Source organism: Flavobacterium sp. P3_A6 (assembly GCF_056403035.1).
This window is the reverse complement of sequence record NZ_JBFUGG010000010.1, coordinates 108892-121373: the sequence shown is the minus strand read 5'-3', so window position 1 is coordinate 121373 and position 12482 is coordinate 108892. Positions and strand designations below refer to the sequence as shown.

Here is a 12482-nt window from a genome sequence, read left to right as displayed (position 1 = left end):
GATGTTAGATAACATTAAGAAATATTTTCAAAATACTAAAACAACAATGGTTAAGGCCTATTCTCTGACCGAAATTTTAATAGTATTGTGCATCATCGGAATACTGTTATTAATGGTATTGCCAAATCAAACATCAGTGATTGGTCAAGCAAAAGCTATTGAAGCTCAAGCAATGCTAAATCAAGTCTATGGCCTAGAAAAAAGTCATTTCTATAGACATTCAAAATATTCAAGCAATCTAGAAGAACTTGGTTTCGAACCAGAACTCACAGTAGATGAAGGCGGTCAAGCGGTATATAAAATTGAAATTGTAGAAGCTTCTAACGATTCTTTCTTGGCACGTGCAACAGCAACTTCAGATTTGGATGGTGATGGTACCTTTAATACATGGGAAATAGACAGTAAGAAAATGTTAACAGAAGTAACAAAAGAATAAATTGGAAATAATTTTTACAGGTTTATTACTTTGTCTACTAATTGTATTTTTTCAAGATTGGAAATACCGTGCAATTCATGTGGTTTTGCCTTTACTGATTTTCTTGTCATCTTATTTTATAATAAGACTGGAAAATAAACTTTCAAATAAAATTATGCTCCTAAACATATGCTTTTTTCTAATAACTCTAAGCATATTAATCATCTATATGAGTTTAAAAAACAAACACTTTTTAAATCCTTTTCAAAACTATTTTGGATTAGGTGATTTGTTATTTTATATCTGTATTGCCCCATTATTTAATCTTAAAAACTACATTCTATATTTTATACTTTCAATGTTTTTTGCCATTTGTCTGCAATTTACATTGAGAAAAAAAATGAAACACGATACGGTTCCTCTAGCTGGATTTTCGGCGTTATTTTTATTCCTAATTCTTGCGATGGATAGTTTATTAAGCATCCCAAAAATCTCTTTAATATAAATGCAAACTATAATTGTTCATCCAGAAAATCAGCATATTTTGTCCAACGACCTAGCAAATCAGTATAGGGTATTGCCAAAAACTGTGTCTGATTCCAATTTAGAACTTTATATAGATGAATCAAATAACAATCTGGATACCAAGGAAGAATTAGAACTTTTTATTGGAAAAAATATATCCTTAATCTCGTTTGATTCATCAGAAATTGAAAAAGCATTATCAATTTATTATCGCAAAGAACGACAAACGAGTTCAAGTAAATCTATTAATGTTGATAAAGGTGATTTCCTTGAAAATTTACTGGGAGAAGCAAAATCTCTAAAATGCAGTGATATACATTTTGAAATTTATGAAGATTCATCTAGAATTCGGTTTAGAATTGATGGCCAATTAATTGAGCGATATAAAGTTGAAAGAGACAATTATCTTGAATTAGTTAATAAAGTAAAGATAAAAGCTAAGCTAAATATTACCGAAAAACGCTTACCTCAAGACGGAAGAATTACAAACGATTCATTTGACATAAGGGTCTCCATTTTACCAACATTATTTGGAGAGAAAATAGTTATGCGTTTGTTAGGACAAGATGCATCAAATATTGACTTGAATACTCTTGGGCTTCAGCAAGAAGAATTACAGAATTATCTAGAAGCTGTAAAAAAACCAAACGGAATTATTTTAATAAGCGGACCAACCGGCTCTGGAAAAACAACAACCCTCTATGCTACTCTAAGATTACTCAATGACAATAAAAGAAACATTGTTACTGTAGAAGATCCAATTGAATATACTCTAAAAGGAATTAATCAGGTTCAATTAAAAGAAGACATCGGGCTTACTTTTTCGACTGCCTTAAAATCATTTTTGCGTCAAGATCCAGATGTAATCATGCTTGGAGAAATTCGGGATTCAGAAACTGCTTTAATGGCAATTAGAGCATCTTTAACTGGACACCTTGTACTATCGACCATCCATACTAATTCAGCGATAGGAACCATCTCAAGATTAATCGACATGGGTGTTCCATCTTATCTCATATCCGAAACTTTAAACCTTTCTGTAGCTCAACGGTTGATAAGAAAACTGTGTGATGATTGTAAGAAAGAAGTTGAATGCAATAAAAGTGATTTCCCTAGTAATTTCCAATTTCCTTATGAAATATCTAACTATTATAAGGCTGTAGGCTGTAACAAATGTTATCATACCGGATACAAAGGCCGCACAGCTATTTATGAAGTTTTACCAATCGAAAACACCATTGTTGAAGCCATAAAAAACAATACAATATCAAAACAATTTAATACTAATGGTGACCATAAATCATTGTCAGAAAAGGCATTTGATATCTTATCAAAAGGAGAAACAGCACTAGAAGAAATTTATTCTATTTTAATAAACATATAATGTTCAAACAAATTATTTACGTTCTAATTGGTTTATTTTTCACAAATACTATTATTGCGCAACAAGATATAAATGAATTAGTCAAAAATTTTGATGCAATGTCAGCACAAAATAAAGGGCTTGACGAATCAATAAAAATAGATATAAATGGACTTACACTTCATGACTTCATTTCAACTATCGCAGAAGATCATCAATTAAATGTTGATGTTGACCAAAGTTTAAATCAAATGGTATCCAATAATTTTTTTGATGTAAAAGTTAAAGACGTATTTATACATTTAGTTCAAAAATATGACCTTGAAGTAACTTTTAGAAACAATATTATCATTTTCAACAAAAGAATAGAAAGAATTATAGTCCCAAAAAAAACTGCTAAAATAATCGATGTCACATATAATCCTCTAAATGATTTCTTATCTGTTAAACTAGAAAATGACACTTTATCATCCGTTATTAAAACAATTATAGACAAAACAAGTAAGAATTTAGTTTTGGCACCAGCGATAAGAAACATAACGGTTTCTGCCTATATATTAAATCGGCCATTTGATCAAGTTATACAAATGATTGCAAAGTCAAATAATCTATTAGCTGCAAAGGATGATGATGGAATTTATTATATTGAAAAAAACAACACAGAATCAACAGCAAATTTAACAAGTAACAATTCTAATTTAAAAGCCAAACAACCGAAAGCTCCTGTTGGGCTTCCTGGCTATTTCGATGTTTTAACTAATAAAAATGGGTTATTATCTGTAAAAGCATATGCTGCTGATGTAGCTGATCTAGTAACAGAATCAGCGGAGAAATTAAAAATTAATTATTTTTTTTATAACAAACCTGAAAATGAAAAAATCACGCTTTCTGTAGAAAATATAACATTTGATGATCTTTTAGAACAAATTCTCGAAGGGAAAAAATATACATTCAAAAAACAAGGTGAATTTTATTTAATAGGGGAGCAAATTACAGAAGGATTAAGAGTGACTGAACTAATACAGATGGAAAATAGATCTATAGAACTAGTTCTTGGTTCCTTGCCGAAAGTTTTTTCGGATAAATTGGAGATAAAAGAATTTACAGAATTAAACGGGTTAATAGTTTCCGGATCAAAAAATTCCGTTGATGAATTAAAATTATACATAAAACAAATAGACAAAGTTGTTCCTATGGTTCAAATTGAGGTAATTATTGTTCAGTATAATAAATCATATTCTATCCAAACTGGAATGAAGGCTGGAATAGACAAATTAAATAAAGTAGTTACCAGTGGCACAATATTTCCGACTACAGATGTTGTAGTAAATTCAACTTCTGTAAATAGTTTAATTGATGCCTTTAACGGTTTTGGAATTTTCAAATTAGGGAAAGTGGCAGAATCATTTTACGCCAATTTAAAACTACTTGAAAACAATTCTATAATTAATGTAGAATCAACGCCAAAAATAGCAACAATAAGCGGTCATGAAGCAAAATTATCTATTGGTGAAACCAGCTATTATTTTGAACAGACTAATCGATTAATTAACAATAATATTGGAAACGATGTTTTAAATTCTGGTGTTTGGAAATCTACAGATGCCAATCTAAGTCTATCGATAAAACCTTTTGTGTCAACTGATGAAAATGTAACTTTAACCATTGTTGTCGAAAAAAGTTCTTTTTTAGCTAGAGCTGGTGAAGATGCTCCTCCAGGAAAAGCCACGCAAAAATTTGAATCTCTAGTTAGAGTAAAAAATAACGAAATGATTTTATTAGGAGGTTTGGATGAATTAAAGAAAGAGAATTCAGGAACTGGTACTCCATTAATTTCTAGAATACCAGTTATTAAATGGTTATTCAGTAGTCGCCAAAAAGGAAAAAGTACGTCAAAATTACATCTATTTATTAAACCAACAGTGGTATATTAATGATTACAATTTTATCTAAAATAATAAAAATTAACGAATTACACGTTATAGGAATTATTAAAAAAGAAAACGAAGAGTTTTATCATGTCCTAACAGTTAAAAAAAAAGGAACTAAAGTTACTATAGTTTCTATGGCTTCATTTACTGAATTTGAAGACCTTAAAAAAAACGTAGATCAAAATTTACCGTTACTGTTGTTTATTGATGGAAAGGGCGTGTTAAACAAGGCTATTGATTTTAACAATGAAGCTGATGTAACTTGGTATAAAAACATTGATTTAAACACTATATATTATACAAGCTTAAAAGGCTTAAACATTGATTTTATAAGCTTTAGCAGAAAAAATATTATAAACGATATTCTCTCAAAATTCAAAAAAAATAATTTTCAGATAATTGATATTTATTTAGGATCATTTATTTCAGCAATACTGATAAATTCAATAAAAAAAGAAGTAATACTTTCAAATGATTTACTATTAGAATTCAAAAACGACAAACTACATAAATTTGTAAAACAAACTGATTTTACAAAAAAAGAGAATTACATTATTGGAACCGAAACTATCACTAGCACATACTTGCCTTTATATGCTACAATAATTGATTTTTTTATAAAATCTAAGGAAATTTCTAAAACAAAAATAGAAACTTCAAATACAGACGAAATTATATACAAGAAAGCTTTTAAATATTTTGGAATCTCAATTCTAGTTGGTTTCTTGATTTCGCTTTTGATAAGTTTCTTTTTAATTCAGTATTATACATCAAAAAATACAGCTCTTACTATTCAAAATATATATACCGATAAAAATTATCAGCAAACATTGGCTTTAGAAAAACAAAAAGAAAATAAACAAAAAATACTGCTAGAATCAGGATTCTCTTCATCAAAGTTTTTATCTTTCTATTCTTATGAAATAATTAAAATAGTTCCGCAAGATGTCTCTTTAACCGTTTTAGAAATAACTCCATTAACCAAAGAAACCAAAACAAACCAAAAATTAATTTTTGAATCTAATACCATAAATGTAAGAGGAGAAACTTTTAATGAATCTTCATTTAACACTTGGATGGAAAGTTTAAAAAAAATGAATTGGTTAGAAAATTTTGAAATTATCAGTTTGAAAAAAGACAAAAAAAACAAATCTCAATTTGAAGTAAAAATCTCAATAAAAAATGTTTGAAAAATATTCCTATAAGAAAAAATTTTTAGCGTTACTAGTTTTGACTTTTATAATTGCGATAACAGCGTACAAAAGGTCATTTAGTGCATTAATACAAGTAATAAAAGAGCATAATGCTTTATCAAAAAAAATTGAAGATGTAAACCAAAAAGCAGAAAATTCAAGTATTTTAATTAAAGAAGTTGCTTATTTAGATAGGTTAATTGGCAAAGGGGGAGTCCCTAAAGAGGCAATACAGCAAGAAATTGTAAACTTTACAACAAAAAGACATCCTAAAGTGTCTATTAATATTTTAGAGCCTATACATCTTTTTCAAGATGAAAACCACACTATTATAACAAATCAACTAGATGTTACTGGCAACATTAATCAATTATTACAATTAGGGTACGATTTTGAAAAAAATTTTAGTGATTCAAGAATTGTAAATATGCATTTCTATGTCTCAAAAAAAAATAACAAAACAGATCTTTTACATTTTAAAATTATATTTCAAAACTATGAAAAAAATAAATAGAGTTTCAATAATAGCAATTGCATTAATTTTGTTTTCTTGTGATGATGTATTGGAAAAAGACATAACAAATGATATGATAGAAATTATATCACCAAAAGATTATGAAGAAATTGAAAGTAATGTTGTCACTTTTAAATGGAACAGTCTTTCTGATGCAGATAAATATCGCATTCAAATATTTAAAACAGATAAAACAAAAATATTAGATTCATTAATATCCAAAACAAATTTAAAATATCCAATGCTAAAAGGGGAATACCAATGGAGAGTAAGGGGAGAAAATTTTGCATATCAATCTTCCTATTCCCTTCAAGCTGACTTTTCTGTCATCGAATCAACCGATTTAGGTAAACAACAAATAATTTTAAAAAATCCAATTGACAATTCTTACACGAAAAACAGCACCGTAACTTGTACTTGGGATGTGCTAACAATGGCAGATTCATATGTGTTTGAATTATTAAATGTGACAAATGGAGAAACTAGTGTTATTCCAGAAACTAGTATTACAAACCCAACATTTGTAATAAATAACACTAATTTAAGTGCAGAAGCTAAATATAAATGGAAAGTAAAAGGAGTAAATGGGACATCTGAAACTCTTTTTAGTTCAAATACCTTTTCAGTTGACAGAACTAATCCTAATCAACCTAGCAATACACTTCCCATACAAAATGCATCATTTACAACAAACCAAACAATTAATTTCAGCTGGTCAATCCTAGCCGATGTAGGTGCTATTCAATCAACTATTACATACACTATAGAATTTGCAAACGATGTAAATTTTACAACTATAATCCAAAAAAATGATGTTTCGACAGCGTCATTTGATAAAGCTTTCACAGCAATTGGGAGTTATTATTGGCGAATTAAAGCAACCGATTTGGCAGGAAACGCAAGTATCTATAGTACTCCTTTTAAATTTATAGTAAAATAAATAACTCCCTATCATCCTATGAAAAAGAAAATTAATGTCGCTTTAATATTAATTGTTTTGACTGTATGGGGTTTAGTAGTAACAAAAACTCTAAAGCAATATTTTTTTTTAGATAAAAAAACAAATTATACAAAAAATTACGATTCAAATTTAAAAATAAATCAAATAAATAAAGACACTTTTTCTATCAATCATATTGATAGAGACCCTTTTTTAAACAAAGAAAGCAGCGTAATTACTTCTTCGTTAGCTCAAGACACGCATTTTAAAAGCACTATTATAAAAAAGAAATTAAAACAAGGAATAATTAAATCTGTAGAAATTTTAAATTGGCCACTGATTTCTTATCATGGCTATATTAATTCCAAAGATCGAAAAGATGAATTATTAATATTAGTAAACATAGATAAAAAACTGCATAAACTAAAACTAAATGAGCAGTCAGGAGGCATTACAGTAAAAAAAGTTTACAAAGATTCTATCGAACTAGATTTCAATAGAGAGAGAAAAATATTTCGATTAAATTGATTTAAATTAGTAATCATAAAAAAACCCTTAAACATTAATTGCTTAAGGGTTTGTTTTATTTATATTGTCCCGTCCTGAAATCACACGACGATGTTAACACAGTTGAATACCGAATACAACTGGCATGCCTCAGTCTCAAATTTTCGTATTTTTATATTCTCTTCAGAGACAAGCTCCGACGTTAAATGGCACTTTTTTAAGTCCCTCCTGAAATCTGGGATGGAATGTATAATGTCTTTTATTTACAAAGGCATTTGTTGAATTAACAGGTGATCTCAAGCTAAATACTGATTGAGAATCCCGAATAGAAAAATCTTAATCGTAAAAGTACATTCCCTGAAGTTTTTTTAACAAATACTTTATGTTATGAAAAGAAACGAATTATCACTTCAAATTGTTAATCCCCATGCGGCAGGGATAGATGTGGGATCTCGTAGTCACATGGTGGCGGTGGATCAAAATAAAGATAATGTTCGTGAATTTGGAGTTTACACCAAAGATAACGAACAGCTTATTATTCATTTGAGAAATTTTGGCATCAATACAGTTTCAATGGAAAGTACTGGATCTTATTGGCAAGTGCTTTTTAGTACATTACAAAATGCAGGATTTGAAGTACTATTAGTTGGCGGTAGTCAAACCAAAAATGTAAAAGGCAGAAAGACGGATGTCATTGATTGCTTGTGGATACAAAAATTGCATTCCCTAGGCTTATTAACGGGTAGCTTTTTGCTTAGTGATGCTGTACAGGAACTTAGAACATATTATAATTATCGACAGCATTTATTGGAACAGTCCGCTAGATACCTAAACAAGATGCAAAAATCAATGCGTTTGATGAATATCAGACTTGATATCGCTATAAGAGATATTACGGGGAAATCAGGTCTTGCCATTGTAGAGGCAATTTTAGCAGGACATCGGGACACTCAATATTTAGCATCTCTGGTTGATGTCAGGGTAAAAAAGACACAGCAGGAAATTGCCGACTCCCTTAATGGAACTTGGCGTGAAGAATTACTTTTTGAATTAAGAACTTCTTTAGATTTTTTTAAAATTTATGAAAAAGCAATAGTAGATTGCGATAAAACAATAGAGCAAGTTTTAATCAAATATGCTCCTCCATTGGTTTTGACTGCAACAGATGAAAAGCTATTAAAAGTAAACAAGAAAAAACACAGTAAACACTCTCCAGAATTTAATATTTCACGAATTGCTTTTCAATATTTTGGAACTGATCTCTTTGCTATTTCAGGTATGAGTCATAGTTCTATTCTTTGTTTGCTTACCAATATGGGAAATGATTTACATAAGTTTCCTTCGGCTAAAAGCTTTGCAGCTTGGTTACGTTTGGTTCCCAACAATAAAATAAGTGGTGGAAAARTAATTAGTAGTCGCACTCCTTCTGGTAAAAATCAAATCGCTAAAGTTCTTCGTCAAGCTGCCAATTCAATCGGTAACCAAAAAGACCATGAATTAACTCCTTTTTTTAAAAGAATAGCTTTTAAAAAAGGAAGAATAGTTGCCATTACAGCTACGGCAAGAAAGCTTGCAGTAATTATTTGGAATATGATTATTAAAGGCGAACCTTATAATAAAGATAAAGGAAAGATAAGCTGTGAAAAATCAAAAGCGATTAAATTATGGCAAATTGAGAAACGTATAAAATCACTTCAATTAAGTAACGAGGAATTAAATAATCTGTTTTCTAAAACTTCATTTTCAACTGTATAAATATAGTTGTATAGAAATAGCGATACACAAAAAAACCTATTGTAAATACTTTTAGTTCGAAACAACTTTACCATAGATTATTTTCTCCATATTTTATCATACCAAGAGGATTTTTTAACATTCACACCATATCCATAACCATATCCATATCCTTTTGTTGAGTCGGTATCGTTTAGTAACAAGCACATATTCGGCAGTTTCTTTGCTTTATACAATTCATTAGGAATATTCAGCATACGTTTTTCTAAAAAGTTAGCACGAGCAACATAAATAAAACAATCAGCATGTTTAGCGACCAGCAGAGTATCTGTAACTAAACTCACAGGGGCAGTATCAACAATAATATAATCATACTGTGTCCTAAGGGTTTTAAAAAGATCATCTACTTTATTGCTCATTAACAATTCAGCTGGGTTTGGAGGAATTACCCCAGCTGGAAGAATGTAAAAATTCTCAAAACCATCTTGTTTTACAATTAGATCTTCCAATTTTAAATCTTTAGATGACAAATAATTAGTAAAACCTCTGCCCGGCAAAGCAAAATATTCGTCTAATCTTGGATTCCTGATATCCATTCCAATCAGCAAAACTTTTTTGCCAGACAAGGCAAAAGTTCCCGCGAGATTAGCAGACACAAAGGTCTTCCCTTCCTTAGGAAAAGTAGAAGTTAGAAATATTGTTTTAGCACTATTTTCATCTGCTTTACTCAATATAAATTCTAGATTAGTTCTGATAATTCGCAATGCCTCTGCAGAACTGGTTCTACTTTCAGATTTTATAATTTCTGAAGGCGAATCAGAACTAGGAACATCTCCTACAAAAGGAATCATGGTTTTTCCCTCCAAATCTAACCTGCTTTTTATTTTAGTATCTAATAAATTAATTACATAAATAATTCCAAAAGGAATCAATAACCCTAACAATAAAGCGGCTAAATAAATAATATTCTTCTTAGGAGAAACTGGTATTTTTGAGGCTTTGCCTGCATCAATAACACGTGCATTCGGTTCTGTTGCTGCTAACGAAATAGCTGTTTCTTCTCTTTTTTGCAACAGGTACAAATACAATTCTTCTTTAACTTTTTGCTGTCTGGCAATTATTCTAAACTGATGTTCCTGAACTGGAATCTTTCCAATTTTAGCATTCAAAACACCTTCGCTTTGTTTTAAATCATTCTTTTGAATCGTTAAATTAGATTGCATTCTTAACAGACTAGCCGTTACATTTCCTTTTAATGATGCTATCTGCTGATCTAATTTAATCACAGAAGGATTTTCTGCAGTAGCTGATTTCAGAATCCTATTACGATCCAATACTAGTGTATTATAGGAATCAATTAAATTACCGGCATCACCCTGACTGCTAATGATATTAGCTGGAAGCAAATCAGAATTAGTACTTTTTTTAATAAAATTTAACATAGAAGAAATCACATTTAATTGAATTTCTGTTTCTACGCCTTTTTTAACATATTCATCAGACCCTTTAACATAAAGCTCTGCTTCTGAATCAATATCTGTTATTTTATTAGAAGTTTTAAAACTCTCCACATTCTTCTCCACACCATCTAACTCCTGCGTTATTATTTCTAACCTGTTATTTATAAATTCAGAAGTGTTTTCAGCGATAAAATTTTTATCGGTAGCAGCATTACTGTTATAAATTGCTATCAGATTATCTAAAAAATCCTCCGCTTTTTTTACAACTGGATCTTTTATCAAAATTTCTACAACACTACTAGTCTTACTTATAGGATTCACTATTAATCCTTCTCTAAAACTATTAACTATATCTTCGAGCGGACTAATTACTATACTAATATCCCTATCACTCTCTTTTATATTTTTTGATATAAATTTTGTTTTATTAATAATCATTTGCCCATTTTGAGTAGTTATTAATTGGCCATAATGAAATTTATTAGTAGTCGAGTATATTTTTGAGTTTTCATCAAGCAGTTCCTTTTTTAACTCAAAAGTATCTGAAGTTAATTCCTTATAATTTAGATTCATTTTGCTTTTGTAAAAGCGATTCTCAGGATTGACTAGTGTGACTTCAATTGGAGCTTCATTGTAGAGCTCATTATCCGTTATCTTTCCCTTAAAAACTATACTTACAGTAAGGTTTAACTTTTTTACAGTATTTTCTATTAGTGTTCTTGACTTTAAAATTTCGATTTCATTATCAACATTACTTTTCATTCCTCCGCCTAATCCCATATCAGCAAAAGCAGAAAGCTCAGAAAGCATACCTCCTTTCTTTTCATCTTTCACCAAAATTGTAGTCGAAGCCTGATATTGAGGTATGGTATACCTTAAATATAAAAAGGCCAAAATCAAACTAACGCTAATTCCTAACCCAAACCATTTCCAGTGAATCAGATACTTGTCAAAAAATACTTTTAAATCAAAATCATTCTCAATATCATCATTAAAACTATTATTATAACTGTTATTTTCCATGTAATATTTTAGTTTGAAGAAGTTACAATTAATGTAATTACAGTTATAATTAATGAAGTAATAGAAATAAGTACAGATGTATTGGGACCAACAGCGGCTCCATTTATCTTATTTTTATTAGGTTCAACATAAATCACATCATTTTGCACTAAATAATAAAAAGGGGAGTTGATAAAATCTGCCTTAGTAATATCCACTCTATTATAGGTTTTAACCCCATCAATCTCCCTAATGATTAATATATTATCTCTTTTACCATAAATAGTCAGATCTTTTGCCATAGCTAAAGCTTCGATCAAAGTAATCCTCTCAGAATTTACTGTATAGGTTCCTGGCAAAGTAACTTCTCCTTGTATTGAAACTTTAAAATTCATGATACGAAAGTTAATAATTGGATTTTTAATATATAAAGCTATTTTATCATGAAGCATTTTTTGCACTTCAGTTCGGGTTAACCCACCCACATTTAATTTCCCCAAAACAGGAAACTCTATATCCCCTTTGGAATCAACTAAATACAACTGCATCGTTTCTTGACCGCGATAAATATCTTGCCTGCTTGGTGTAACCACACTTACTGTCCGCAAATTAAATGGGATAGCGATTTCAGGATCTTCCGCAGATACAATAATTGACAATAAGTCATCTGGCCGAATTTTGATTTCGTAACTGTTAGCGTTTTGTTGAGATGGCATTCCATCAATATTTTGATAATAGACAATATCTTGTTTAGAAGCACAAGCATAAAATAAAAACAACAGCGATAAAAAACCAGTGATCTTTATAAAAAAAGAAAATATCAATTTCATTAGACTTATAATTTTAGTTGGCAAATATAGGAATTTAAAAAATCATTCATCTTCGATTAATGATTTTC

11 protein-coding genes are annotated in these 12482 nt (G+C 29.7%); 9 read left to right on the top strand and 2 right to left on the bottom strand.

The annotated features are described in order from the left end of the window. The first annotated feature begins 1 nt into the window (after position 1). The 9 genes from AC1DVP_RS12060 to AC1DVP_RS12020 all read left to right on the top strand — a co-directional run bounded on the left by AC1DVP_RS12060 (position 2) and on the right by AC1DVP_RS12020 (position 9143). Complete coding sequence (locus AC1DVP_RS12060; protein WP_477183721.1) at positions 2 to 436, top strand: type IV pilin protein; 435 nt, start codon at positions 2 to 4, stop codon at positions 434 to 436. A 1-nt stretch (position 437) separates the two neighbouring features. Next, the gene (locus AC1DVP_RS12055; protein ID WP_477183720.1) at positions 438 to 920 is read left to right on the top strand and encodes a prepilin peptidase; all 483 of its coding nucleotides are present in this window, start codon (positions 438 to 440) and stop codon (positions 918 to 920) included. Further along, the gene (locus AC1DVP_RS12050; protein WP_477183719.1) at positions 921 to 2324 is read left to right on the top strand and encodes a GspE/PulE family protein; all 1404 of its coding nucleotides are present in this window, start codon (positions 921 to 923) and stop codon (positions 2322 to 2324) included. Then, positions 2324 to 4237, top strand: a complete 1914-nt coding sequence (locus tag AC1DVP_RS12045; RefSeq protein WP_477183718.1) for a type II secretion system protein GspD — start codon at positions 2324 to 2326, stop codon at positions 4235 to 4237. The genes AC1DVP_RS12050 and AC1DVP_RS12045 overlap by 1 nt, the downstream gene beginning before the upstream one ends. Continuing rightward, positions 4237 to 5424: a PilN domain-containing protein gene (locus AC1DVP_RS12040; RefSeq protein ID WP_477183717.1), complete on the top strand. Its 1188-nt coding sequence runs from the start codon at positions 4237 to 4239 to the stop codon at positions 5422 to 5424. The genes AC1DVP_RS12045 and AC1DVP_RS12040 overlap by 1 nt, the downstream gene beginning before the upstream one ends. Beyond that, entirely contained in the window at positions 5417 to 5941 is a 525-nt protein-coding gene (locus AC1DVP_RS12035; RefSeq protein ID WP_477183716.1) for a hypothetical protein, read from the top strand. The genes AC1DVP_RS12040 and AC1DVP_RS12035 overlap by 8 nt, the downstream gene beginning before the upstream one ends. Beyond that, the gene (locus AC1DVP_RS12030; RefSeq protein ID WP_477183715.1) at positions 5925 to 6881 is read left to right on the top strand and encodes a hypothetical protein; all 957 of its coding nucleotides are present in this window, start codon (positions 5925 to 5927) and stop codon (positions 6879 to 6881) included. The genes AC1DVP_RS12035 and AC1DVP_RS12030 overlap by 17 nt, the downstream gene beginning before the upstream one ends. Positions 6882 to 6899: 18 nt before the next feature. Continuing rightward, positions 6900 to 7409: a hypothetical protein gene (locus AC1DVP_RS12025; RefSeq protein ID WP_477183714.1), complete on the top strand. Its 510-nt coding sequence runs from the start codon at positions 6900 to 6902 to the stop codon at positions 7407 to 7409. A gap of 366 nt (positions 7410 to 7775) precedes the next feature. Beyond that, the gene (locus AC1DVP_RS12020; protein ID WP_477183713.1) at positions 7776 to 9143 is read left to right on the top strand and encodes an IS110 family RNA-guided transposase; all 1368 of its coding nucleotides are present in this window, start codon (positions 7776 to 7778) and stop codon (positions 9141 to 9143) included. Positions 9144 to 9220: 77 nt separating this feature from the next. Here AC1DVP_RS12020 and AC1DVP_RS12015 read toward each other — a convergent pair whose 3' ends face one another. Next, positions 9221 to 11605: a GumC family protein gene (locus AC1DVP_RS12015; RefSeq protein ID WP_477183712.1), complete on the bottom strand. Its 2385-nt coding sequence runs from the start codon at positions 11603 to 11605 to the stop codon at positions 9221 to 9223. Between the two features lie 8 nt (positions 11606 to 11613). After that, positions 11614 to 12414, bottom strand: coding sequence for a polysaccharide biosynthesis/export family protein (locus AC1DVP_RS12010; protein ID WP_477183711.1), 801 nt, complete (start codon positions 12412 to 12414; stop codon positions 11614 to 11616). Positions 12415 to 12482: the final 68 nt, after the last annotated feature.

What these genes read in the sequence shown, in the direction of transcription:
- AC1DVP_RS12060 (WP_477183721.1), top strand. Translation starts at nt 2, where the DNA reads ATGTTAGATAACATTAAGAAATATTTTCAAAATACTAAAACAACAATG.
- AC1DVP_RS12050 (WP_477183719.1), top strand. Translation starts at nt 921, where the DNA reads ATGCAAACTATAATTGTTCATCCAGAAAATCAGCATATTTTGTCCAAC.
- AC1DVP_RS12045 (WP_477183718.1), top strand. Translation starts at nt 2,324, where the DNA reads ATGTTCAAACAAATTATTTACGTTCTAATTGGTTTATTTTTCACAAAT.
- AC1DVP_RS12040 (WP_477183717.1), top strand. Translation starts at nt 4,237, where the DNA reads ATGATTACAATTTTATCTAAAATAATAAAAATTAACGAATTACACGTT.
- AC1DVP_RS12035 (WP_477183716.1), top strand. Translation starts at nt 5,417, where the DNA reads ATGTTTGAAAAATATTCCTATAAGAAAAAATTTTTAGCGTTACTAGTT.
- AC1DVP_RS12030 (WP_477183715.1), top strand. Translation starts at nt 5,925, where the DNA reads ATGAAAAAAATAAATAGAGTTTCAATAATAGCAATTGCATTAATTTTG.
- AC1DVP_RS12025 (WP_477183714.1), top strand. Translation starts at nt 6,900, where the DNA reads ATGAAAAAGAAAATTAATGTCGCTTTAATATTAATTGTTTTGACTGTA.
- AC1DVP_RS12015 (WP_477183712.1), bottom strand. Translation starts at nt 11,605, where the DNA reads ATGGAAAATAACAGTTATAATAATAGTTTTAATGATGATATTGAGAAT.
- AC1DVP_RS12010 (WP_477183711.1), bottom strand. Translation starts at nt 12,414, where the DNA reads ATGAAATTGATATTTTCTTTTTTTATAAAGATCACTGGTTTTTTATCG.